Annotated in this window: 25 protein-coding genes and 1 riboswitch; of the genes, 10 read left to right on the plus strand and 15 right to left on the minus strand. The window is 69.4% G+C overall.

Features of this window, described 5'->3' with window-relative positions; genetic code table 11:
* Positions 1-16 precede the first annotated feature (16 nt).
* Together ACYVIO_RS05125 and ACYVIO_RS05130 are read left to right on the plus strand one after the other, a co-directional pair.
* Positions 17-424 (plus strand): nuclear transport factor 2 family protein, encoded by a 408-nt coding sequence (locus tag ACYVIO_RS05125; protein ID WP_460649473.1) that lies wholly within the window; start codon positions 17-19, stop codon positions 422-424.
* A gap of 84 nt (positions 425-508) precedes the next feature.
* Complete coding sequence (locus ACYVIO_RS05130; RefSeq protein WP_460649474.1) at positions 509-841, plus strand: TFIIB-type zinc ribbon-containing protein; 333 nt, start codon at positions 509-511, stop codon at positions 839-841.
* 1 nt (position 842) lies between these two features.
* On the opposite strand, the gene ACYVIO_RS05135 is transcribed toward ACYVIO_RS05130, so the two are convergent.
* Both ACYVIO_RS05135 and ACYVIO_RS05140 read right to left on the minus strand, forming a co-directional pair.
* Positions 843-1,154 (minus strand): WhiB family transcriptional regulator, encoded by a 312-nt coding sequence (locus tag ACYVIO_RS05135; protein WP_425553172.1) that lies wholly within the window; start codon positions 1,152-1,154, stop codon positions 843-845.
* A 75-nt stretch (positions 1,155-1,229) separates the two neighbouring features.
* Positions 1,230-3,635 carry an immune inhibitor A domain-containing protein gene (locus ACYVIO_RS05140; RefSeq protein ID WP_460649475.1) on the minus strand — a complete coding sequence of 802 codons (2,406 nt, stop codon included), beginning with the start codon at positions 3,633-3,635 and terminating at the stop codon, positions 1,230-1,232.
* A 142-nt stretch (positions 3,636-3,777) separates the two neighbouring features.
* Between ACYVIO_RS05140 and ACYVIO_RS05145 the strand changes: the two genes are divergently transcribed.
* Positions 3,778-4,248, plus strand: a complete 471-nt coding sequence (locus ACYVIO_RS05145; RefSeq protein ID WP_460649476.1) for a GNAT family N-acetyltransferase — start codon at positions 3,778-3,780, stop codon at positions 4,246-4,248.
* Between the two features lie 108 nt (positions 4,249-4,356).
* Here ACYVIO_RS05145 and ACYVIO_RS05150 read toward each other — a convergent pair whose 3' ends face one another.
* Entirely contained in the window at positions 4,357-5,217 is an 861-nt protein-coding gene (locus tag ACYVIO_RS05150; protein ID WP_460649477.1) for an NAD-dependent epimerase/dehydratase family protein, read from the minus strand.
* Positions 5,218-5,326: 109 nt separating this feature from the next.
* Between ACYVIO_RS05150 and ACYVIO_RS05155 the strand changes: the two genes are divergently transcribed.
* The 3 genes from ACYVIO_RS05155 (at position 5,327) to ACYVIO_RS05165 (ending at position 8,638) form a co-directional block, all read left to right on the plus strand.
* Positions 5,327-6,805 carry a DNA polymerase IV gene (locus ACYVIO_RS05155; protein ID WP_460649478.1) on the plus strand — a complete coding sequence of 493 codons (1,479 nt, stop codon included), beginning with the start codon at positions 5,327-5,329 and terminating at the stop codon, positions 6,803-6,805.
* Positions 6,806-6,869: 64 nt separating this feature from the next.
* Positions 6,870-7,571, plus strand: a complete 702-nt coding sequence (locus ACYVIO_RS05160; RefSeq protein WP_460649479.1) for a hypothetical protein — start codon at positions 6,870-6,872, stop codon at positions 7,569-7,571.
* A gap of 275 nt (positions 7,572-7,846) precedes the next feature.
* Positions 7,847-8,638 (plus strand): maleylpyruvate isomerase family mycothiol-dependent enzyme, encoded by a 792-nt coding sequence (locus ACYVIO_RS05165; RefSeq protein WP_460649480.1) that lies wholly within the window; start codon positions 7,847-7,849, stop codon positions 8,636-8,638.
* A gap of 203 nt (positions 8,639-8,841) precedes the next feature.
* Here ACYVIO_RS05165 and ACYVIO_RS05170 read toward each other — a convergent pair whose 3' ends face one another.
* From ACYVIO_RS05170 to ACYVIO_RS05195, 6 genes are all read right to left on the minus strand, one after another.
* Positions 8,842-9,681, minus strand: a complete 840-nt coding sequence (locus ACYVIO_RS05170; protein WP_460649481.1) for an amidohydrolase family protein — start codon at positions 9,679-9,681, stop codon at positions 8,842-8,844.
* A 206-nt stretch (positions 9,682-9,887) separates the two neighbouring features.
* Positions 9,888-11,405 (minus strand): sugar ABC transporter ATP-binding protein, encoded by a 1,518-nt coding sequence (locus ACYVIO_RS05175; RefSeq protein WP_460649482.1) that lies wholly within the window; start codon positions 11,403-11,405, stop codon positions 9,888-9,890.
* Positions 11,402-12,397, minus strand: coding sequence for an ABC transporter permease (locus ACYVIO_RS05180; RefSeq protein WP_460649483.1), 996 nt, complete (start codon positions 12,395-12,397; stop codon positions 11,402-11,404). The genes ACYVIO_RS05175 and ACYVIO_RS05180 overlap by 4 nt, the downstream gene beginning before the upstream one ends.
* Positions 12,394-13,479 (minus strand): ABC transporter permease, encoded by a 1,086-nt coding sequence (locus ACYVIO_RS05185; RefSeq protein ID WP_460649484.1) that lies wholly within the window; start codon positions 13,477-13,479, stop codon positions 12,394-12,396. Before ACYVIO_RS05185 ends, ACYVIO_RS05180 begins: the two co-directional genes overlap by 4 nt.
* Positions 13,476-14,561: a mandelate racemase/muconate lactonizing enzyme family protein gene (locus tag ACYVIO_RS05190; RefSeq protein WP_460649485.1), complete on the minus strand. Its 1,086-nt coding sequence runs from the start codon at positions 14,559-14,561 to the stop codon at positions 13,476-13,478. The genes ACYVIO_RS05185 and ACYVIO_RS05190 overlap by 4 nt, the downstream gene beginning before the upstream one ends.
* Positions 14,558-15,658: a sugar ABC transporter substrate-binding protein gene (locus ACYVIO_RS05195; RefSeq protein ID WP_460649486.1), complete on the minus strand. Its 1,101-nt coding sequence runs from the start codon at positions 15,656-15,658 to the stop codon at positions 14,558-14,560. The genes ACYVIO_RS05190 and ACYVIO_RS05195 overlap by 4 nt, the downstream gene beginning before the upstream one ends.
* Before the next feature lie 140 nt (positions 15,659-15,798).
* Between ACYVIO_RS05195 and ACYVIO_RS05200 the strand changes: the two genes are divergently transcribed.
* From ACYVIO_RS05200 to ACYVIO_RS05210, 3 genes are all read left to right on the plus strand, one after another.
* Positions 15,799-16,494 (plus strand): GntR family transcriptional regulator, encoded by a 696-nt coding sequence (locus ACYVIO_RS05200; protein WP_344178134.1) that lies wholly within the window; start codon positions 15,799-15,801, stop codon positions 16,492-16,494.
* A gap of 20 nt (positions 16,495-16,514) precedes the next feature.
* Positions 16,515-17,366 carry a fumarylacetoacetate hydrolase family protein gene (locus ACYVIO_RS05205; RefSeq protein ID WP_460649487.1) on the plus strand — a complete coding sequence of 284 codons (852 nt, stop codon included), beginning with the start codon at positions 16,515-16,517 and terminating at the stop codon, positions 17,364-17,366.
* 67 nt (positions 17,367-17,433) lie between these two features.
* Positions 17,434-17,811, plus strand: coding sequence for a VOC family protein (locus tag ACYVIO_RS05210; RefSeq protein ID WP_460649488.1), 378 nt, complete (start codon positions 17,434-17,436; stop codon positions 17,809-17,811).
* Here ACYVIO_RS05210 and ACYVIO_RS05215 read toward each other — a convergent pair whose 3' ends face one another.
* The 5 genes from ACYVIO_RS05215 to ACYVIO_RS05235 form a co-directional block, all read right to left on the minus strand.
* Entirely contained in the window at positions 17,812-18,189 is a 378-nt protein-coding gene (locus tag ACYVIO_RS05215; protein WP_460649489.1) for a hypothetical protein, read from the minus strand.
* Positions 18,186-19,436 carry an alpha/beta hydrolase gene (locus ACYVIO_RS05220; RefSeq protein ID WP_460649490.1) on the minus strand — a complete coding sequence of 417 codons (1,251 nt, stop codon included), beginning with the start codon at positions 19,434-19,436 and terminating at the stop codon, positions 18,186-18,188. Before ACYVIO_RS05220 ends, ACYVIO_RS05215 begins: the two co-directional genes overlap by 4 nt.
* Positions 19,437-19,497: 61 nt before the next feature.
* Complete coding sequence (locus tag ACYVIO_RS05225) at positions 19,498-20,058, minus strand: histidine phosphatase family protein (protein ID WP_460649491.1); 561 nt, start codon at positions 20,056-20,058, stop codon at positions 19,498-19,500.
* Positions 20,055-20,822 carry a CbtA family protein gene (locus tag ACYVIO_RS05230; protein WP_460649492.1) on the minus strand — a complete coding sequence of 256 codons (768 nt, stop codon included), beginning with the start codon at positions 20,820-20,822 and terminating at the stop codon, positions 20,055-20,057. Before ACYVIO_RS05230 ends, ACYVIO_RS05225 begins: the two co-directional genes overlap by 4 nt.
* A 64-nt stretch (positions 20,823-20,886) precedes the next feature.
* On the minus strand, positions 20,887-21,084 hold the full coding sequence (locus tag ACYVIO_RS05235) for a CbtB domain-containing protein (RefSeq protein WP_460649493.1): 198 nt from the start codon (positions 21,082-21,084) through the stop codon (positions 20,887-20,889).
* A 31-nt stretch (positions 21,085-21,115) separates the two neighbouring features.
* Positions 21,116-21,252: riboswitch (cobalamin riboswitch) on the minus strand.
* Positions 21,253-21,342: 90 nt separating this feature from the next.
* Between ACYVIO_RS05235 and ACYVIO_RS05240 the strand changes: the two genes are divergently transcribed.
* Entirely contained in the window at positions 21,343-21,981 is a 639-nt protein-coding gene (locus tag ACYVIO_RS05240) for a LysE family translocator (RefSeq protein ID WP_460649494.1), read from the plus strand.
* Here ACYVIO_RS05240 and ACYVIO_RS05245 read toward each other — a convergent pair.
* Complete coding sequence (locus ACYVIO_RS05245) at positions 21,962-23,326, minus strand: MFS transporter (RefSeq protein WP_460649495.1); 1,365 nt, start codon at positions 23,324-23,326, stop codon at positions 21,962-21,964. The two genes, ACYVIO_RS05240 and ACYVIO_RS05245, sit on opposite strands and share 20 nt — an antisense overlap.
* Positions 23,327-23,358: the final 32 nt, after the last annotated feature.

The following is a 23,358-nucleotide window of genomic DNA, read 5'->3' on the forward strand; positions in this document are numbered from 1 at the left end:
GTCTACCGTCGCCGCCATGACCGCCACCGAACACACCCGCACCGTGGCCGAGCGCTACTTCAGCACCATGAACGCGCGCGCCTGGTCCGATTTCGGCGCCCTCCTCACCGACGACGTCCGCTACGAGCTCCCGCAGACCGGCGAGCAAATCACCGGCCGGGACACCTACCTGCGGTTCAACCAGGACTACCCGGGCGACTGGCAGTTCCGCGTGACCCGACTGATCGCCGATGGCGGTACGGCGTCGGCGACGCTGCTCTTCACGGTCGGTGAGCAGCAGCTGGTGGCGGTGGTCTTCCTCGAGCTGCGTGACGGGCTGGTCGCGCGCATCACCGACTTCTGGCCGGAGCCGTACGACGCTCCGCCGGGCCGCGATCACCTGACGGAGCAGGCGGTCTCCGACCAGGATCGGTTCGTTTCCTAAGAGTTTCCAGCCGTCACTGTGTGGGTTCCTGAGAGTTCGCTGAAACCGCGTCAGGGCGGGCTTTTCGTCACTTAGGGTGGTGCGATGGAGAGCCTGATCTGCCCCAAGTGCCGGGGCGCTATGCGGATGTACGAGCGCAGCAACGTCACCGTCGACCAGTGCACCGAGTGCCGCGGGATCTTCCTCGACCGGGGCGAGCTGGAGAAGCTGGTGGACGCCGAGGTGGCCTACAACGGGCCGCAGCAGCAGACCCGCGCGCCCGAGCCCCGCTACGAAGAGAAGCGGTACGAGGAGAAGCGGTACGACGACCGCCGCCACGACAGCGACCGCCGGTACGACGACCGCAACAAGTACGGCCAGCAGCAGTACCCGCAGCGCAAGAAGAAGAAGTCCTTCTTCGACGAGCTGTTCGACTGAGTTAGCGGTGCCGGCCGTGGAGCGCGGGTTCGCGCTCCTCCTCGGTCGTGCCGCCCCAGACGCCGTACATCTCGCCGACCATCAGCGCGTGTTCGCGACACTGCTGCCGGACCGGGCAGGTCCCGCAGAGGGACTTCGCGAGCAGTTCGCGGGCGTGCTTGCGCAGCCCGCGTTCGGACTCGGCGGAGAAGAACAACTCCGGATTCACGTCCCGGCACGCGGCGTGGTCGTGCCACGCCCAGTTCTCGATCATCGCCGACGGCAGGCCGTCGGGCGCCTTGGTGACCGCCCCCGCGGGCGGTTTACGCCTCATGAGGGTGTCCTCAGCAGCAGACGGTAGACACTCACCCCAAATCGGTACCCGCTGACAAACGCTCACCCAGCGTGGCTACCGCCCGACCACCACCCGCACGTTCGTGCCCCGCTGGCCGATCACCTTGATCTTCACCCCGACGTGCGGCACCTTCACGCCGTACGACGGCACCTTGTCCGACCAGAACTCGTTGCGGTCGTCGAACGTCGCGACGCCGTCCGGCCCGGCGAAGTGGTTCTTCTTGCCGTTCACGGTCAGGTCGAACGAGTCCGACTTCTGCAGCCCGAACGTCGAGTCGTAGCTCTGCAGCGTGCTCTTCCAGAACCCGCCGGCCGGGTTCGGCCGCAGCGTCGGGTTCGCGTCGATCGGCAGCCACTGACCCTGGCCCGGGTGCACCGCGGTCTCGTTGTCGGACTGCGAAGTGTCCCAGTACGAGACGAGCAGTCCGTCCTGGTACGGGTAGTGCTCGACCCAGTTCGGCCGCGGGTTGCCGACGAAGTTGTACGGGCCGGTCTGCAGGTAGCGGTTGAACGAGTTGTACGTGTAGTTCGACGCCAGGTAGTAGTGGTCGTACTCGGTGGTGACCGTCTGACCGGCCGCCTGGAAGCCCGCTGCTGTCCAGCCGCCCGTGCCGCTCTCGGCGCCGTCGGTGACCAGAGTTTGCCCGTTCGCGGTCAGCTTGATCTCGTCGGCGAAGAAGCCGAGCTCGTGCGTCGCCGAGTCCGTCGCGTACCGGAACCGCAGGTCGACCGTCTTCCCGGCGTACGCCGACAGGTCGAACGTCGCGGGCTTCCAGCCGCCGGAGTTGCCGTCGATGCCGTTCGCCTCGGCAGCGTGCGTGATGTTGCCGGCGATCGCCTTGAAGCCCGAGCCGTCGTTCACCTCGACGTACGCGTAGTCGCAGGCGTCGGCGCCGCAGTCCTCGATGCGCCAGTTCGCCTGGAACGCCAGCGAGGCCTTGCCGGCCGGCAGCGTGACCTTGCGGGTCAGCGTGTTGTCGAGCTTGTCACCGGTCCCGCTCCACCACGACTTCGCGCCGGCCGCCGGAGCGACCAGCTGCTTGGTCACCTTCTTCTTCGGCAGCGAGACGACGAGGCCCTGCGCTCGGGTCGAGTTGTATTCGTGCGGGCCGAGCTCCACCGTCTTGGTCTGACCGGCCTTGACCGTCACGTGGTCGAGCCAGCCGAGCTGCAGCTTGTCCCAGGTGCCGAGGTCCTGCGGCTTGAGGCCGATCCCGACGTCGCCCTTGGCACCCGACCGCGACTGCGACATCACGCTCCACCAGTTCACCGGGTTCTGGCTCGGCCGGCCGGACGTGTCGTAGTGGTCCGGCAGACCGAGGTCGTGGCCGTACTCGTGCGCGAAGACGCTCAGGCCGCCGTTCTCCGGCTGGATCGTGTAGTCGCCGACCCACAGACCGGTCGTGCCGACCTGGACGCCGCCGAGCTTGTTGGTGGCCGGGCCGGTCGAGTTGTTCTGGTCGGCGTACCAGCGGTGCGACCAGATCGCGTCCTCACCCTGGTGCGGATCGCCGTCGGCCTGATCGCCGCCGGCGTGCACGATCTGGAAGTGGTCCAGGTAGCCGTCCGGCTCGTTGAAGTTGCCGTCGGCATCGAAGTCGTAGCGGTCCCACTGGTCGTAGGACTGCAGCGTGCTGCGGATGTCCGCGGCGGACTTGCCGGCCTTCTGCTGCAGCGTCACCCACTGGCCGACCGCGTCGGTGATCAGCGCCCAGGTGTTGCTGCAGATCGTGTCGGCGCACGGCGTACCGTTCGACCGGCCGTACCGCGCCTCGTTGTAGGGCACCTTCACCCAGTCCGAGACCGTGCCCTCGACGCTGTACCGGCCGGACGACTGCTTCTCGTAGTACGTCTTGACCGACTCGCCCTTGCCGAAGTACAGGTCGCGGTAGTGCTGCGCGGAGTAGTCGGCCTGCCAGACCGTCGAGTTGTCGGTCTTGCGGTCGGGCGCCGGGATCGCGTTGTGCAGCGGTCCCTCGTACGTCGTCGGCCCGGCGGTGTCCGGGTCGGTGTCACGGTCGGGAAAGTCCGGGTGCCGCTTGGTGCCGAACTCGGCCAGGATGACGAAGATCTTGTCGGTCTTCTCGCGCGCCAGTTCGACGTACTGGGCCTTGCGCTGCTCGGCGAACTTGATCCTGCCGAGCCCGTCCCTGACCGCCGGTACGGCGACCTCCTGGCCGACCTTGACCACCTTGCTCGCGCCGCGCTGCTCGGCCTTGACCGAGCCGCTGAGCACGCCGTTCAGCGCGGCCTCGCGCAACTCGCGCCGCTTGTCTTCGAGCGGGTTCGCCAACTCGTCGGCGTGTGCTCCCGTGCTGCCCTGGGAGGCGGCCGGGCCGCCACCTGACGCCGTACCGGTCGTGTCGGCAGCGGCCGATCGCGACGGCAGTTGCCCGATTCCGATCGCGACCGCCGCGGCGAGGACTCCGACCGCCGTGGTGCGTACAGGTGACACGCGCACGTTTGTTCCTCCTGGTGGCCAAGGGCAACTACCTCGGCAGACACCCTATGAGCACTGTGCGTGACGGAGCGCTCTGTGAACCAACAGAGCGCCGACCGCAACACGATCGCCATCTGGCCGCCCGAGGACTATCGTCGGCGAAATGAGCACCCCGCCCCCGGTCACGCTGCGCACGATGACCGACGCCGAGTACGCCGGCTGGCAGGACCGCAACGCGCAGTCGTTCGCCGCGGGGATCGGCCCGCTGCGTGGCCTGGACGGCGACGCAGCGCTCGCGTTCGCGCGCGCCGAGGTCGACAAACTGCTCCCGGACGGCCTCGGGACCGACAAGCACCTGCTCTGGACGGCCTTCGCCGGCGACGGCACGCTGGTCGGCAGCCTGTGGATCAGTGTGCTGACGCCGGTCCCGTACATCTACGGCGTCGAGGTCGCCGAAGCCCAGCGCGGCAAGGGCTACGGCCGCTCGATCATGGTCGCCGCGGAAGAGGAGTGCCGGCTCCGGGGTTACGCCCAGTTGGACCTGAACGTCTTCGGCAACAACGCGACCGCGATCAACCTGTACGAGTCGCTGGGCTTCGAGACCGTCAGCCAGATGATGCGCAAGCAGCTGTAGCTCCCTTTCGTTGCGGCAGGGGGCTGAGGCCAAGGCGCCGGGGACTCGCGCTCACCGCCGGGGCTGCGCCTTCAAATCTTCCCCGGACCAAGGAGTCCGGTGCCCGACTCAGCGCCCCGCGCCGAGGTCCTTGACCGCATCCAGGTGCTGCGGAATCCACCCGAGCTCTTTCCGCGCCCGCTCGCCGGTCATCCGCTGATCCAACGCGAACGCCTCGGCGATCGGGCCCATCTGCTCAGCCGCGTCCTGCAAGTGCCGGACCTCTTCCTGCCCCGCCGCCTGCGCCAACGCCGGCCCGAGTTCCGCGAACGTCGCGTTCTCCGCCACCCCGACGTACACCGATCCCGCCGGTGCCTTCTCCAACGCCAGCACGTACAACTCCGCGACATCGTCCACATGCACCAACGTCGTGTAGTTGGACCCGTCGCCCACCAGCCCGACGGCCTTGTTCTCCCGCGCCGGCTCGACGAAGAACGTCTCGATCAACCCTTGGGACCGCCCGTAGACCAGCGCCGGCATCACCACCACCGGATGCCATCCACGCTCGACCGTCGCCAGCACCCGCGCCTCGTTCTCCAACCGCCACGCCGTGATCGCCGGCGGCTTCTTCACCGCATCCTCGTCCACGACACCGTCGGTATCGCCGTACACCCAGACCCCACCGGTGTGCACGTACGTCCCGCGCCCGTCGAGCCCTTCCAGCAACGCATCCGCCGCAGCCCGGTCCACTTCCGCACTCCGCTCGTACGACGCCCCCAGATGCAGTACGCCGTCCGCCGCGCCTGCTGCTTCCCGCAGTACGTCGACGTCGGTCAACTCGCCAACCACCGCCTTCGCGCCAAGCGCCGTCACCACCTCAACAGCCCGATCACTCCGCGCCAACGCGGTCACCTCATGCCCGTGCCGCAGCAGCGTCTCGATCACGACGCCGCCGATGTAGCCGGATCCACCGGTCAGGAACACCTTCATGCTTTCTCCTTTGTTCTCCTTCCACTCTGCTGTGGCTCGGCCCCGGATTTCCAAGACCTGTTCGGGGGCCTGTGATACCCCTGAGGTATCAACCTCGGAGGAGCCCCCGATGAGAGCCTCGGAAGCCGCCCCAGCCCCGGACCCCGCCGACGCGGGCGCCGGGCCGGTGGGTGCGGGCGCCGGACCGGAGGATGCGGGCGCCGAGCCGGAGGGCGCGAGTGCTGGGCCGGGGAGCGCTCCCATCGGCGGGGAGCCCGGTCCGGTCGGCGCGGACGCCGAGCCGGAGGGCGCGGACGCCGAGCCGGAGTGTGCGGGCGCCGGACCGGAGCGTGCGGGCGCCGGACCGGAGGGCGCGAGCGCCGAGCCGGAGGGCGCGGACGCCGGACCGGAGGGCGCGAGCGCCGAGCCGGAGCGTGCGGGCGCCGGACCGGAGGATGCGGGCGCCGGGCCGGCGGGTGCGGGCGCCGAGCCCGTCCGCGCGGCGCCCGGCCCGACCGGCACGGCATCGGCAACCGGGGGAGCTTCCGGTGCGGACTGGTGGTTGCTGCACGTCGACATGGACCAGTTCATCGCGGCAGTGGAGATTCGGCGGCGGCCCGAGCTGCGGGGATTGCCTGTGGTGGTGGGCGGGTCGGGCGATCCGCAGCAGGCGCGGCAGGTGGTGGCGACGGCGTCGTACGAGGCGCGTGTGTTCGGCGTCGGTTCGGGGATGCCGCTGAAGGCGGCGTACAAGAAGTGCCCGGACGCGGTGTTCCTCCCGTCGGACCCCGCGGCGTACGAGGCCGCGTCGACCGAGGTGATGGACGTGCTGCGGTCGTTCCCGGTGATCGTCGAGGTGTGGGGCTGGGACGAGTGCTTCGTCGGCGCGACAACGGATGATCCCGAGGCGCTGGCTGTCGAGATGCAGGCCGCCGTCCTGGCGCGGACCGGGCTGACCTGCTCGATCGGGATCGGTGACAACAAGGTGCGCGCCAAACTCGCGACCGGGTTCGCGAAGCCCGGGCCCGACCAGCGCGCCGGCGACGGCGGGACGTTCCGGCTCACGCAGGCGAACTGGGCCGAGGTGATGAACCACCGCCCGGTCCGCGACCTGTGGGGCATCGGCGCCCGCATGTCGCAGAACCTGAACGACCTCGGTCTGCAGACCGTCGCCGACCTGGCAGCCGCGGACCTCGACGCCCTCCGCGAACGCTTCGGCCCGAAGATGGGCACCTGGTACGGCGCCCTCGGCCGCGGCCTCGGCGACACCGAAGTCACCGACGTGCCGCGCGAACCCGTCTCCCGCAGCCACGAGGTCACCTACCCCGAGGACCTGTCCGACCCGGCCGAGATCCAGGACAAGGTCCGCGAACTCGCCGAGGAGCTCACCCGCTCGGTCGTCGCCGAAGGCCGCTGGATCCAGCGCGTGCACGTGAAGGTCCGCTTCATCACGTTCTTCACGCCGATCAAGTCCCGCAAACTCTCCGCGCCGACCCAGGACCCCACGGTCGTCGCCGACGCGGCATTGACCGTCCTGGCGAAGTTCGAGTTCCGCCGCCCGGTCCGGCTGCTCGGCGTACGAGCTGAATTCGCCCCACCGCCCGACTGACCGCCAACTTTTCCGAGGCTCACGGCATCCAACCCGCCGCCAGCTCCACCGGGAAAGGCGTTCCATGAGGCCTCGTACGCGCGTCATCACCATCGCCGCAGCTGCTCTGCTCGCGGCCGGCGCCACCACAGCGTTCCTGCTGGCCCGCCCAGCCAGCTCGGCTCCCGCGGCAAGCGCTCCCAGTACGCCGACCGCCAGGCCCCCGGCGATCACGCCGCCCGCTGGCCCGGCCAGCACGAAGCCCAGCAGCCCGGCGACCACGGCTCCCCTCACCACCCGGGGCCTCACCTACGTCAACCGAGTCTGGGGCGACCCGAAGACCGAGCTAGGCGTGATCGTCCCGATCCCGAACACCTGGTCGATGGCAAAGGTCTCCACCTTCGAGTCCCGCTTCACCAGCCCGAACAAGCTCTGGACGCTGCGCCTCAACGGCGTACTAGCCAAACCCCAGCCGCGAGCCACCTACGTCACCCAAAAGCTGGCCGCGCTGCAGTCCACCCCCGACTTCCGCCTGATCTCCCGAACAGACACCACAGGCAAGGCCACCAGCCCGGTCTTCGCCGGCCTCACCTTCCAGTACACGACGCTGACGTACACCTACACCGACCCAGCACGAGGCACCCGCCTGGTCCTCGAGCGCTACGTCACCATCGACAACGCCACCAACACCGGCTTCGAACTATCCGCCTCCGGCCGCCCCCAGGACCTCCCCGCCCTCCAGACGATCGCCACCAAGGCAACCCTCGGCTACGTCCGCCTCCCCTGAACCACCAACAGCAGACAGGGCACACCACCCGAGCGGCAGGCCACCATGCGTCCAGCACGCCAGCAACCAGGAGGGCTGACGCCGGCCGCCGGCCAACCGTGGCTGGCACGACCAGCAAGCCGCCGGCGCGGAGCGACTGCTGGCAGTGGGAGCGGTGGGGTGGCGGGGCTGGCGGGCTGGCGGGCTGGCGGAAATTCTCGGGCTGATCGGGAAGTAATCGGGTGGTGCGGTTGCTGTAGTTACTTGATCGTTCATCCATCACCGGGAGACACCTGATGACCAGCAAGGCCGAGCGCGCGATCAGCGCCCTTCGTACCGGTTACGACACCCTCGCCGAGCAGGTCGGTGGGCTGCAGCCGGACGACCTCGTCCGTCCTTCCGGCGCGAGCGAGTGGAAGGTCGCCGACGTGCTGAGTCACATCGGCAGCGGCGCGGAGATCAACCTCGCCATTCTCGAAGGCGCAATCGACGGCACCGGCGTCCCGGCGGCCGACTTCAACACGTCCACCTGGGACCGCTGGAACGCGATGAGCCCCGCCGACCAGGCGTCGAACTTCCTCACCGCCAACCAGAAGCTCATCCAGCGCTACGAAGGCCTGAGCGACGAGCAGCTCACCGACCTGCGCATCGACTTCGGCTTCCTGCCCGAGCCCGTCGACGTGGAGACCGCGGTGGGGATGCGACTGAGCGAACTCACCCTGCACAGCTGGGACGTCCGGGTCGGCTTCGACACCAACGCGGCGCTGGCTCCCGAGGCGACCGAGTTCCTGCTCGACGGCATCGCCCGACTGCTCGGCTGGGTCGGCAAGGCCGACCAGTACGACGGCACCGCGGCGCTGAGGGTCAACACCACCGCCCCCGACCGCACCTTCGGCCTCACCATCGCCGACACCGTAGAACTGACCGACGCCCCGGCCACCGCCGACGGCGAACTGACCGCCCCCGCCGAGTACATCGTCCGCCTGATCACCGGCCGCAACGCCCCGCAGTACACCCCGACCTCCGTCACCCTCACCAGCGAAAAGATCACCCTCGACCAACTCCGCAAAATCTTCCCCGGCTTCTGACCCCGTCGCGCGGACTGCCCACCGACCAGCCCGCGCGACAAAGTCAGCCGCCAACAGCTCACACGCACGCCAAGCCGCCCCCGAAGCTCCAACCGATTGCCCGACAGCCGGGTCGCCGAGGCCGAAAGGCGGGCGCGGCCGGTTGCCGGGCGCTGGGTGCCGACCAGCGGCTCGTGTGGGCTGCGTGTTGCCTTTGGCTGCGTCTACAAGTGGTACGTACGGCGGGCTGTTTCGGCGAAGATCTGGTTGCGTTCGGCGGTGGTCAGGCCGGCGGTGAGTTGCTCGGCTGCGTCGACTACCTGGCCGTACGTCGCGGCCAGCAGGCACACCGGCCAGTCGGAGCCGAACATCACTCGGTCTGGGCCGAATGCTTCCAGGACCACGTCGGCATACGGCTTCAGGTCGGCGACCTTCCAGTCCGCCCATGAGGCCTCGGTGACCATGCCGGAGAGTTTGCAGGTGACGTTGGGCTCGGCGGCGAGGTCTCGCAGGCCAGTGGCCCAGGGCTCGAGGTCTTCGCCGATGACCGGCTTGGAGATGTGGTCGACCACGAAGCTCAGCTCGGGCAGGGCCCGGACCGTCTCGACTGCAGCCGGTAGGTGCGGCGCTTTGGTGAGCAGGTCGTAGGCCAGCCCGGCCTCCGCGACTACCGCGAGACCGCGCCGTACGTCGGGGCGGTTGAGCCATTCGACGTCGGGCTCGTCGTGGACCTGGTGTCGGATTCCCTTCAGCCATTGACCGTCTGGACGCCCAAGCAGTCCAGCCAGAGCGTCCTCGACGTCGTCGGCGGTCAGGTCGACCCAGCCGACCACGCCCGCTACCAGGTCGTTGCTGGAAGCAACAGCAAGGAACTCCGGTGTCTCGGCGGCCAGGCCGACGGTCTGCACCAGGACGGTCTGCGTGACGTCGGCGGCCGCGGCGAGCGGCGCGAGGTCGTCCACGAGGAAGTCACGCCGGATCGGGTCCATCGCGGACCCGACCATCCAGCTCTGCTTGCGGACCCCCAGGTCCCAGACGTGATGATGGGCGTCGACCCTGCTCATGCGACTCTCACTCCTTCATTGCTCACTTGACCACGCGCGCGGCGGGCGAGGTGGCCGACCAATCACTTGACCACGCGCGACGGGCGAGTGATCGTCCAGCTGATCCGCGCCGACCACTGGCCGAGCTTCAGCGGCGGCTTCGAGTACAACCTGCGCACGCTGCTCGAGTTCCGCTAGCACCTCGGTCCACTCAGGCTCGGAACCGCTCATCCGGCCGTCACCTTCTCGGCGTGGATCAGCCGGATGACCTGCTGGCTGATCCGGTCGTAGTCGTGGTCGTTGTCGACCTCGCCCTGGACGCGGTGGTCGCGCATGACGACGACGCGGTCGGCGAGGGTGATCATCTCGGGCAGGTCGGAGGTGATCAGCAGGATCGCCAGGCCGTTCGCGGCGAGGTCCCAGATCAGGGTGTGGAAGGCGTCCTTGGTGCGGACGTCGATGCCGACCGTGGGTTCGTCGATGATCAGGATCTCGGTCTGCGCGGCCAGCCACTTCGCCAGGGAGACCTTCTGCTGGTTGCCGCCGGACAGCGTGCCGGCCATCTGCGCCGGCGAAGCGATCCGGATGCCGAGCTGTTCGACGTACTGCGCGACCAGGGCCGACTCGGCCTTGGCCGGAACGTAGCCGAACAGTTTGCGCAGCCGGTCCCAGATCGTGACAGCGATGTTGCGGCTGACGGACTGCTCGAGGAAGACGCCTTCCTCCTTGCGGTTCTCGGTGACGTACCCGATCTTGTGGTTCCGCAACGCATCCCGAACGTTCTTGATCCGAACCTCGCGCCCCCGCACCCGCACCGTGCCCGCGGTGATCCGATCCAAGCCCAGCAACGCCTTCGCCAGCTCGCTACGCCCAGCACCGACGAGCCCGTACAGCCCGACGATCTCCCCCGGCCGCACGGCCAGGTCGACATCGGCGTGACCGGTCGCCGTCGCCACACCGGACAGCTCCAGCAACGGATCCACCGAGCGATCCACGGTCCGCGGCGGAAGGCTCAACGCCTCGTGCACGCGCCCGACCATCAGGTCGACCACCTGATCACGCGTCAGATCACCAAGCGCACCCGACTCCAGCACCGAGGCCCCGTCCCGCAGAACGGTGACCGTGTCGCAGATCTGGAACACCTCTTCGAGCTTGTGGCTGACGAACAGCACCGCGCGCCCGTCGTTCTTCAGCTTGTCGACCACGCGGAACAACCGCTCGGCCTCGTTCGGCGTGATCGACGCGGTCGGCTCGTCGAGCAGCAGCACGCGGCTCTCCACCGACAGCGCCTTCGCGATCTCGACCAACTGCGCCTGCGCGACCGACAGTTCGGTCACCGGCTGATCCGGATCGATGTCCAGATCCAGCTCGGCCAGCCACCGCGAGGCCTCCGACCGGATCGCCGCACGATCCACCAGCCCGCGCGACGTCGGCAGCTTCTGGAGCAGGATGTTCTCCCCGACGGTGAAGCCCGGGATCAGGTTGCGCTCCTGGTGCACCACGCCGATGCCCGCCGACGCGGACTCGTGCGGCGACCCGAAGGTCACCTCCGACCCGTCCAGCAGCAGGCGCCCACCATCCGGCTTGTACAGCCCGGTGATCACCTTGATCAGCGTCGACTTACCCGCGCCGTTCTCCCCGAGCAGCGCGTGCACCGAGCCCGCTTCGAGCGACAGCGTCACCCCGTCAAGCGCCCGTACGCCGGGGAACAGCTTGTCCACCTTCTCCGCCACGAACAACGTCACGAGACACCTCCGGCCACGGCCGCGTCGGGCGCTTTCACGACCGTACGGCGAAGTTGCCGCCGGGTCCGGACCTGTCCGAGCACCACCGACCCGAGCACCACCGCGCCGACGACGAAGTTCACCCAGCTCGGCTCGAGCGAGAACTCGGCCCGCGCGGTGTCGACGAAGCGCACGATGAACGCGGCCAGCACCGTCCCGAGCACCACCGCGGAACCACCCGTGAGCAATGCACCGCCGATGATCGGCGCCGCGAACGACGGCAGCAGCCAGTCGCCGCCGATGCTCTTGTTCACCCCCGGCGAGGACGCGACGGTCAGGATCGCCGCGACGCCGAGGATCGCCCCGGACAACGTGTGCGCGAGGATCACGGACCGGTCGTTCGAGATCCCCGACAACCGCGCGGCGATCGGGTTCCCACCCGAGGCCAGCAACTGCCGCCCCGGCACGGTCCGACGCAGCATCAACGCCAAAAGACCCGCCACGGCCAATGCCACCAGGAAGATCAGCGGCAGCACCCCGAACAACGCGTGCGACCCGAAGCTCTTCAACCCCGCGGGATAGGCATCGACGGTCCGCGTGCCGACCAACCGGTACTGCACACCGAGCAGCACCGTCATCGTCGCCAGCGTGACGATGAACCCGTTGATCCGCGTCAGGACGACGAGCAGCCCGTTCGCCAGCCCCGCCGCGGTCGCGAGCAGGAAGCCGAACAGCAGTGCCAGCGGCACCGGAACTCCGTGGTCGGCCATCATCACCCCCATCGCGGCTGCTGCGAATCCCCCGACGGCGCCGACCGCCAGGTTCAGTTGGCCCACTGCGAGGACCACCATTTGAGCTAACCCGATCAGGACGGGCACCGCCAGGAACTGAAGGAGCACTCTTAGGGAATTCGCTGAGAGCAGGTCACCGTGCGAGGCGATCACCAGACCGACGAAAAACACCACACAGATGACCAGCAAGGTCATCTCGGTCGTCTTCACGAACCGCTTCATCGTTGTCGCACCTCCTGCCGCTCCGACAGCACGGTCCGGATCCGGTCGGTGCTCAGGGCAACCAACAGGATCAGGCCGAGGTAGATGTTCAGGCTCTCCAGCCCGACCCCGAGCAGGTCGAGCCCCTTGCGGATCACCGAGGTCAGCGCGGTCCCGAGCAGCGTGCCCCAGACCGAGATGAACCCACCGGCCAGCAACGTCCCACCGAGGATCGGCCCGAGGAACGACGGCAGCATGAACTCCTCGCCGATCGTCGCCTTGATCGACCCGGTGCTCACCGCGAGCATGAACCCGGCCAGCGCCGCCAGGCAGCCCGACATCGCGTGCGCGGTGATGACGCGCCGCGCGGTCGGGATCCCGGACAGCTCGGCCGCCTTCACCGACGTACCGGTCATCAGCAGCTCGCGACCGAGCTTGGTGCGGCTGTAGACCCAACCGACCACGCCCATCGCGATCACCGCGAACAGCGCCAGCTGCGGGACCGCCGGGGATCCACAGACGTTGCCGATGCAGATGTCGGCGAGCGAGTAGTTCCGCATCTCCCGCATGCCGTCCGGCTTGGTCACGAACGCCGCGTTGTCGGTCAGGGCCGTGTAGACGAGCGGAATCAGACCGAGCAGCAGGAAGTCCAGCGCCAGCGTCACGACGAACGAGTTGACGCCGGTCCGCGCGATCACCCAGCCGGCCAGCGCGCCGATGGCCGCGCCGGCGATCAGGCCGACCAGCAGCCCGGCGTACAGGCTGAAGTGCCACAGGTCGTAGGAGATGCCGGTGATCATCATCGAGAACGCGGCCATCCGGCCGACGGCCAGGTTCATGTGCCCGATCGACAGCACGCACAGCTGCGCCAGCCCGACCACGGTGAACATGGCGATGTCCCGCAGCAGCGGGAACACCACCAGTTGCTGATTGAAGAACGCAGGACGCAGTACGCCGAACAGCACCGCCAGCAGCACCACCAGGATCAGCAGACCGACCCGCTGGTTCGCCCACCAGGGAGTCCGACCACCCCTGGACGAAGGAGGCGGCTGGTCCGGCTCCTGGAGTGCCGCGGTGGCGGTCTCCGAGACCGGAGCGCTCACGACACCCGCCGGTCGTCGATGGCGTCCCGGTCCCAGTCGATGCCCAGGCCCGGCGAGTCCGGTGCGACCGCGTGCCCGTCGGAGATCTCCATCTCGGTCCGGGTGATCGCCCGCAGCTGCGGGATGTGCTCGACGTACCGGCCGTTGGGTACGGCGGCGGTCAGGCTGACGTGCAGCTCCATCAGGAAGTGCGGGCAGACCTCCAGGTTGAAGGTCTCGGCCAGGTGCGCCACCTTCAGCCACGGGGTGATGCCACCGACCCGCGCCACGTCGACCTGGACGATTCCGGCAGCACCGGCAGCGACGTACTCGCGGAACTGCGAGACCGAGTACATCGACTCGCCAACTGCCACGGGGATCGACGTGGACTCAGCAAGCCGGACGTGCCCGCTGAGGTCGTCAGCGGGCAGCGGCTCCTCGAACCAGCTCAGGTCCAGCGGCTCGAAAGCGGCAGCACGCCGCTTGGCCTCCGGGTACGTCATCGACTGGTTGGCGTCGACCATGATGTCCAGCGCAGGCCCCACAGCATCCCGTACGGCGTGCAGGCGCTCCACGTCCTCGTGCACCCGCGGCTTGCCCACCTTGAGCTTCACCCCTGGCCAGCCGGCCTTCTGGGAGGCCAACGCGCCAGCGACCAGCTCGTCTGTCGTCAGGTGCAGCCAGCCGCCCTCGGTGTCGTACAGCGGCACGTTGCGGCGGAACCCACCCGCCAGCCGCCAGAGCGGCTCACCGGCCCGGCGGCAGCGCAGGTCCCACAGGGCGGTGTCGACCGAGGCCAGTGCGAGCGACGTGATCGCACCGACCGTGGTGGCCCGGGTGGACGCGAACAGGTCGTACCAGAGCCCCTCGATGTTGCGGGCGTCCGCACCGAGCAGCCGCGGCAGCAGGTGGTCGCGCAGCATCGCCAGCACCGCCGTACCGCCGGTGCCGATGGTGTACGAGTAGCCGAGCCCGACAGCCCCGTCAGAGGTCTCCAGCTCGACGAAGATCGTCTCCTGCTTCAGGAACGACTGGACCGCGTCGGTCCGAACGGTCTCGACCTCAAGGTCGACCAGGAAGGCTTCAGCGCGTGTGATGGTCACTGGCAGCTCAACTGGCTCGCGAACTCGGTCTGGAGCTCCTTGGTCTTGGCCTTGCGCTCGTCGTCGTAGGTGTCCACGTTGTCCTTGGTCACCACGAACGAGCCCGAGTCTACGATCACGCCGGGCGTCTTCATCGTGCACTGCTTCGAGCCCAGCAGCGCGAGCAGCCAGCCACCGACGTACGCCTGGCCGACCGGGTTCTGCGCGACGGTCGCCGAGACGCCGCCGGACTTGATCCCGGACAGGATCTTGGCGTCGTCGTCGATCGCGACCACCTTGATCGGCAGCTTGCTGCTGGACACGCCGTCGGCCGCGGCCACGGCCGGGTTGTACGCCGTGGTGACGATCCCCTTGATGTCCTTGCCCTTGGCCGCCAGCAGGTCGGCGACCGAGCGCTGCGCGGTCTGCAGGTCCTTGTCGATGTCGGTGACCACCGGCAGCTCGGTCACCTTGCCCCCGGTCTCGCCGACCGCCTTCTTCACGCCGGCGATCCGGCGCTGGGTGTTGGAGTCGACGTTGTTGCCGGTCAGGTGCACGATCGTGCCCTCGCCGCCGATCGCCTCGATCGTCGCCTTGGCCGCCTTGTACGCCGCCGCCTCGACGTCGGTGGACAGGCAGAAGTCGGCGGAGTTCGTGTCGCCGGCCGGGCAGGAGGCCAGCGAGCCGACCGCGAAGCCCTTCGACTTCAGGTCCTCGAAGGTGGTGTTGATGTCGGTCGGCGAGACGCCGAAGATGCCGAAGGCGTTGAAGCCCCGCGCCGCCAGCGAGCTGACCACGTTGTTCTGCTTGCTCTGGTCCCACTCGCCGGTCTCGTCGAAGGTGACGTCGCCGAGCTTGAACTCGGTCTTGTCCAGCTCGGCGGTGGTCTTCCAGGGCTGGAAGTAGGGGTGCGCGCCGCCCGGGATGAGCGCCAGCTTCACGCTGGAGCCGTCCTTGAGGGTGACCGGTCCGCCGGTGGAGCCGGTCGACGCGTCGTCACCCGCCGTACCGCCCGAGCTGTCGTCGGAGCTCTTGGTGCTGCAACCGGTGGCGGCCAGGGCGACCACGGCCAGTCCGGCGACGGCTGTCCTTCGGTACCACAACGCGGGCTTGGGCATGGGGCGCTCCCTCAAAGATCCTATAGGATATTGCGAAGCTGATGCTGCCGCTTCACACTGGTGGCGTCAACCCTTGCCCGGGTAACGACTGAGCACGACCGCCGGGTCAGGCAGAATGGGATGCTTCGGGAGGAGCGACGGTGACGGATGCGCATGTGGGTCTGGCGGGGCAGCTCACGCGCCTGCCGCAGCGACAGGTACTGAGCGACGACGTCTACGAGACGGTCAAGGGCCTGATCATGGACAGCGTGGTCGCGCCGGGCACCCGGCTGAACATCGACGCGCTGACCCGGGAGCTGGGCATCTCCCAGACCCCGATCCGCGAGTCGCTGGCCCGGCTGGAGTCCGACGGGCTGGTGATCAAGGAACCGCTGCGCGGGTACCGGGTCTCCTCGACGCTGACCCGGGCCGAGTTCGAGGACCTCTTCGAGTACCGGCTGCACATCGAGCCGTGGGCCGCGGGCCGGGCGGCGGAGCGTACGTCGGCCGAGGACCTGGTCCGGCTCAAGGACGAGATGCTCAGCTACACCGAGGTCCCGGAGCGGCCGGACTACGACTCGTACAAGGCGATGGCCGGCCACGACCAGCGCTTCCACGACCTGGTGCTGGAGCTGTCCGGCAACGAGACGGCCCGGCAGTCCTTCGCCCGGACGCACTGCCACCTGCACCTGTTCCGCCTGTACTACGGCGGCGGCATCGCCACCCAGGCGCTGCGCGAGCACAAGGCGGTCGTCACCGCGGTCCGCAAGGGCGACCCCGAGCAGGCCGCCGCCGCGATGCGCTCGCACATCGAAGCCTCACGGGCCCGGCTGCGGCCCGTGTTCGACCAAGAATGAATCCGCTCTAAGGAGATTTCGTGGAACTGCTGCGCCTCGGCGCGGTCGGTGAGGAGCGCCCGTACGTGCGCGCCACCGACGGCACCACCTACGACCTGAGCTCCGTCACCGCCGACATCGACGGGACCTTCCTGGCCTCCGACGGCATCGCCCGGGCCCGCGCCGCGCTGGAGGCCGGTTCGCTGCCGGCCGCCGACGTCGACGGCCTGCGGATCGGCGCCCCGATCGCCAAGCCGGCCGCCGTGGTCTGCATCGGCCAGAACTACGCCGCCCACGCGGCCGAGTCCGGGGCCGAGCCGCCGAAGGAGCCGATCGTCTTCTTCAAGCACCCGAACACAGTCGTCGGCCCGTACGACGACGTGCTGGTCCCGCGGGACAGCCGCAAGACCGACTGGGAGGTCGAGCTCGCGGTCGTGATCGGCAAGACCGCCCGCTACCTGACCTCCGACGAGGAGGCGCTGGCCTGCATCGCCGGGTACACGGTCTCCAACGACGTCTCCGAGCGCGCCTTCCAGCTGGAGGTGTCCGGCGGCCAGTGGTCGAAGGGCAAGTGCTGCGAGACCTTCAACCCGCTCGGCCCGGTGCTGGTCCCGGCCGACGAGGTCGGCGACCCGCAGGCGCTGGACCTGAAGTCGTTCGTCAACGGCGAGCCGCGGCAGGCCTCCAACACCCGCGACATGATCTTCTCGGTCGCCGCGCTGGTCCGCGACCTGTCGCAGTACATGACGCTCGACCCGGGCGACATCGTCAACACCGGTACGCCGGAGGGCGTCGCGCTGTCCGGCCGCTTCCCGTACCTGGCGCCGGGCGACGTCGTCGAGTGCGAGATCCAGGGCCTCGGGCGGCAGCGCCAGGAGCTCCGGCAGGCCTGACCCGCCGATCACCCCGCCGCCGTATTCCGGTGGCGGGGTGAGCCGTCGGTGCGGCATCGTCTGCCGCATGACTTCGATCGTGCGCACGGTGACCTTCGACGCGGCCGACCCGTACGGGCTGGCCGGGTTCTGGCTGCAGGTGTTCGGCGTCGAGCGGCCGGACGACGACTTCCCCGACGACCCCTACGCCGCGGTGGACACCGGGCCGGTGAAGCTCCTGTTCGAGCGCAACAACGACCCCAAGCGCGCCAAGAACCGGGTGCACCTCGACCTCGAGCCGGACATCCCGCGCGACCAGGAGGTCGAGCGGCTGGTCGGCCTGGGCGCGACGATCGAGCACGACCACCGCGAAGCGAACGGCTTGGGCTTCGTGGTGATGCTCGACCCGGCCGGCAACGAGTTCTGCGTGCTCCGCTCGGCTGCCGAGCGTGCAGCGACCAGCTGACTAGACGATCTCCGGGGTCTGTCCCGAGAGCGTGAGCCGCCACTCGCCGTCCCAGCCGTGCACGACGATGCCGTAGCCGTCGCGGGTCGCCGAGGCCCGGTGGTGCCGGCCCTCGACCGGCTGGACCTCCGCCTGCCAGCCGCGACCGGTCAGCGCCGCCACAGCCGCCTTGACCTCGCCCTCCGGGTCGATCACCGTCGGGTCGCCGTTCTCCACGGTGATCAGGCAGACCGACTGCGGCCCGTCCCCGTCCTCCAGCACGTGCGGGTTCACCGGGCCCACGTCGTGCGTGACGACGCCCTGCTGGCCCGGTACGGCGGCCGCCGCCACTGCGAGCAGCTCCTCGCGAAGGAGGTCGCGGGCCTCGGTCAGCGTCATCGGGTAGGTCCTTCCGGTCGTCTGGTGACGCCCGGGCTCGGCGCACGCCGTACCCGGGCTCCGTCGTTCACAGGTTCTGGCCGCGCGGTGCTGAGCTTGCCGAGCGCCCGTACGCCGTCGAACACCTTCGCCAGCGGTACGGCGGCCGGACTGGCCGCCGCCTGACGCAGCGGCTCGGCCCAGGACACCCCTGGCAGCACCCGGCTCTCCTCCTCCGGCGTCGTGCTCGTCAGGGTCACCGCCCGCAGGTCGCGGCGGATGATCCGGCCGATGTTGCGCATCGACTCGCTGTCGTGGACGAAGTAGCTCACATGACCGCGGACGGGCACCTTGCCGTCGTTGGTCTCGAACCGGATCGCGTCGGGGAACGACGCCGGGTCCGGGCCGTGCGGTTCGGCGTACGAGATGAAGTCGCCGGGCGCCCGCGCGACGTACAGCGGCACCCCCTTCGGGACGAAGTCGGCCGCGCTGCGCACGCCCGGCTCGACGCCGGGGCAGCCGGTCAGGATCACCCGGTCGAAGCGCACTCCCTCACGCAGCATCGCCTGGCCGGCCACCTGGCCGCCGTAGCTGTTGCCGATCAGGATCCGGTCCGCGTCGGGCCTGACCTCGGTGCCGAGCCCGGCGGCGAACTTCGCCAGCGGGCGCGCCGCCGCGATCGAGCTCTCCTTCGACATCGCCCCTTCGAGGGTGAGTGGAGCGTCGTACCCGAGCCAGACCACCGTCGCCGATCCCGGCCCGGACTCCGTCTGCAGGTCCTGGGCGCGCGCCATCTGCGAGCGCACCTTGTCGAGGTTGTTGTTCATCCCGGGCACCAGGACGCTCACCCGGTCGGCCGCGGCCAGGTCGCCGAGCACCTCGGCCATCCGGCCCTGGCCCTCGGGCTCGACCAGCAGGAACTGCCGGTGCACCGGGACCTCGATCCTGTTGCCCTCGGCATCGACGTCCAGCCGCTTCCCGACCGGCTGCAGCATCTCGGAGAGCGTGTTGAACCGGATCACCTCGTCGGTGGAGGCGCTGTCGAGGTTCGCTCGAAGCCTCTCGTGCGCGTCGACCAGGCGGAGGTGGTTGGCGCGGTACCGCAGCTGGGCCGGTACGCCGTCGAGCCCACCGACCTCACGGATCCGGCTCTCCGCGAGCGCCCACGCGGCATCCGCCGGGAGCGCGTCGAAGTAGTCCCTGACCTCCCGCGCGGACTTCTCGGGCGGCAGATCGGTCACACGGTCCAGCAGTTCGTCGAAGCTCATCGTCATCCTCTGGGGCGTTGGGATGCTTTGGGCGAACGATAAACCGCGGTGAACCGGTTTGTCAGTGCAAGTTGAGTGACCAGGAGGTGGCGTGGGCGGAAAGGCCCACGGTCGCCAGCGGGCGGACGTCGACGTACCGGAGCGATTCGGCCGGGGCCTCCAGCGCGTAGAGCACCGCCGCACGCACCACGGCCGGGTGGACCACAGCAACGACCGTACGGCGCTCAGCGTGGCCCGGGTCCTCGGTCAGGTCGCCCAGCCAGTCGGCGACGCGAGCGATGAGGTCGTTGGCCGTCTCCCCGGCGGGCGGAGCCGTGTGGGGCCGCTCCAGCCACGCCGAGACCGCTGCCGTCTCCGTGACCAGCAGCTCCTCCAGGTCGCGGCCGGTCCAGTCGCCGTACTCGCGGTCGCGCAGTGCGCCGACCACGACCGGCTGCAGGCCGATCGCCTCGGCCGTCAGGATCGCGGCGGGCTCTGGCCCGCAGTACGTCGTACCGGCGTCGACCCGCAGGTCGCGGGCCGCCTCCAGGCTCGCCTGGTCCGGCGCGGGCTCTCCACCGAGGACGAGCCCGCGCAGACCAGGCGTCAGCGCATGCGCGACCAGGGTCAGCGTTGTCGTCACGCGGCGACGGTCTCCTTGGTCACCTTGGAGTTACGATCCACCAACGCAGCGTAACCGAATCCCAGCAAGGTCCACAGCACCGCCTGCGTGCCGAGCGAGGCGAACCGGAACTGCCACAGCAGCGTCGCCGGGAACGACCCGGGCACCTCGTTGATCGCCGGCAGGATCAGGTACGCCGCGACGATCGTCACCACGAAGGCGAGACCTCCGCCGGCCAGCCGGATCCAGGGCGCGTCGCCGAAGCGCTGCGCCCAGCGGGCCGCCGCGACGCCGGCCCAGACCGCGAGCAGGCCGATCACGAGCGTCAGCAGGTACGTGACCGTGCGCTTGGTGATCGTCTCCGGGTCGCCGACCGCGGGCGGGTTGGGCGGGTACTTGAGGAACGGCACGAGCACGATCCCGACGAAGCCCGCGGCAGCCAGCCCGAGGGCGGCGTACGAGTCGCTGGGGGTGCGCAGCCGGCGGCGGAGCAGCGCGAAACCGACGGCGAAGATGCCGCCGAGCGCCACGCCGTACAGGCTGGTGGCCAGGAAGAGGCCGAAGCGCTGGCCGTTGCGGCTGACGAGGGGTTCCTCTTCCTCGGCGGCCGGAGCTTGAGCGGCGGGTTCCTCGCCGTGGGTGTGCGCGGCGCCGCCGGCTTCCTCGATCGCGATCGCGGCGTCGATGTGCGGTTCGCCCATCACGTACGCGAAGGTTCCGGCCAGCAGGCCGGCGAAGAGGCCGACGATCAGTCCGCGCACCAGGAGATTTCCGAAGGTACGCATGACGGTCCTGTCAGATGTTCAGCCCGAGCGAGTCGGGAACGGGAGTACGGAGAACTGCAGGACGTCAGTGGCAGGGCACGCCGAGCAGGTGCCGGCCGTCGTGCATGAGTTCGTGCATGTACATCCCGGACTGGGAGATCGCGCCCTGGTCGAAGGCGACCAAGTAGGCCAGGACCAGCAGCAGGCCGACGGTGAGCAGGGCGACCGCGAGCAGGCGCGGCGAAACGGCCGGTACGGCGACCGAGCGAGCAGGAGCAGACATGTGAGGACCTCCTGGGGAAGTGCGCGTCCCCATCGAAAGGCTGCGAGTGCCCGAGCGTCCTGACTCACGAGCAGCTGCTCGCTCACAGTGGCGCGGCCGTACCGGTCTTTCACCGGTTTCCCTCATGGCACCGCAGGTTGACCTTTGAACGGTAGCGGCCGGGTTCGTGACAGGTCAACGGACACCGGCGCGGCGGTGATGTTCCCCACCTGGTGAGATCACCTCGTCCGCCGGGCCGTCTGCGCCTAGCCTGACGGGATGCCGTCCGCTCATCACTTGGTGGCCTTCGCCGTCACCGCACTGATCGTGATCGTCGTCCCGGGGCCGAGCGTCCTGTTCATCGTCGGGCGCGCCCTGGCCGTCGGTCGCCGGGAGGCGATGCTGACGATGGTCGGCAACACGGTCGGCGCCGCGTTCCTGCTGGTCGCCGTCGCCCTCGGGCTGGGAACGCTGATCGCGGCGAGCGCGATCGCGCTGACCGTCGTGAAGCTGGCCGGCGCGGCGTACCTGATCTACCTCGGCATCCACGCCTTCCGTACTCGCAAGTCCCTGGCTACGGCTCTGACCGGTGGAGTCCGGCCGGCGAACACTCGCCGAGTCCTGCGTCAGGGCTTCCTCGTCGGCGTGACCAACGCGAAGACCGCGGTCTTCTTCGCCGCCGTACTCCCCCAGTTCGTCGACCCGGCTGCCGGTGCGGCGACGCTGCAGATCCTGCTGCTCGGGCTGGTCTTCATCCTGATCGCCCTGATCTCGGACACCGTCTGGGCAGTGGCCGCGGGCTCGGCCCGGGACTGGTTCGCCCGGTCACCTCGCCGCCTCGAGCTGGTCGGCGGCACCGGAGGCCTGATGATCATCGGCCTCGGCGCCAGCATCGCCGTCAGCGGCTCGAAAGACTAGTCCGCCGAGCAGCGAAGACACCGACGACAGCCAGTACGGCGGGCAGGCCGAACGCGGTCAGGAACGCCGTCGTCGGCGAGTGCGGCTCGATCGCCGCGAAGAGCGAACCACCGATCGCCAGCACCGTTGCTGTGAGCAACGAGTCGCTGAGCTGCAGGGCCGAGCTGTTCGCACCTTGCTGCTCGAGGGTCGAGTACTCCAGGACGAGCACCGACACGGTCGGGAACACGGTCCCCAGTCCCAGCCCGGCCAGCGCCCAGCCGAGGACGCCGACCACGACCGGGACCCGGTCGTCCAGCGTGGCAGCCGCGACCCCGATCCCCAGCAGGACCGAAACCATGCCCGCCTGCAAGAACACCCGGTGCTCGAACGGCTGGTTCGGACGGCCCCGGTACCAGGACGCCGCAGACCAGCTCAGCGCGCTGACGGTCAAGGCCAGTCCCGCGAACGCCGGCGACAGCCCTCGCTCCCGGGTGAGCATCAGCGGCAGGAACACCTCGGCGCCGAAGCCGGCCGCCGCGACCAGGCCGCGCAGCGCGATCACTGCCGGAAGCCCGGCGCGGATCGTGAACGTCCCCTTCGGCAGCAGCTTCGGGGCGAACACCACCACCGCGGCCAAGCCGACCGCAAGCAGGATCAGCTGGACAGCGCCGTGCTGCTGGCCGCCGTAGTGCAGCAGCCCCACGCCGATCGCGGCGCCAACGGCGTACCAGGCCTGCCGGGTCCAGAGCCTGCCCGACCGCGTCACGCGCTCGCCCTTGGAGAGGCCGGGCCGCATGATCAGCGCCGCCGGAACCGCCAGGACCGGTACGGCCAGGAAGACGATCCGCCAGTTCGTGTGCTCGACGATCAGCCCGGCGATCGCCGGGCCGACCAAGGACGGGACGACCCAGCCGGTCGAGAAGGCGGCGAAGACCCGCGGCCGGAGCTCGGCCGGGTAGAGATGCCCGACGACGACGTACAGGGCGACGGTCAGCAGCCCACCACCGAATCCCTGGATCACCCGGCCGATGACCAGGACCTCCATGGTCGGCGCGAGTCCGGCGATCATCAGGCCCGCCAGGAACCAGCCGGTGCCGTGCCAGAGCGGGCGCGTCGGGCCCTTGAGGTCGGACCAGGTGCCGGAGACCACCATCGCGATGACGCCCGACGCGAGCGGGCCGCCGAACGCCAGCGCGTACAGCGAAAGCCCGTCGAGGGACTGCGCGACGGTCGGCATCGCGGTCGTCACAGCGAGGGCCTCGAACGCGACGAGCGTGATCAGCGCGACCATCCCGACGGTCAGCGCACGGTACTGCGGGGCGAGAACTCCGGGCGGGCGGGGCGCTGCGATCGTCGTGGTCATGCCGAGTACTCTCGGACTTCAAGCGCCCTTGA

The sequence above is a fragment of the Kribbella endophytica genome (genome assembly GCF_054781295.1).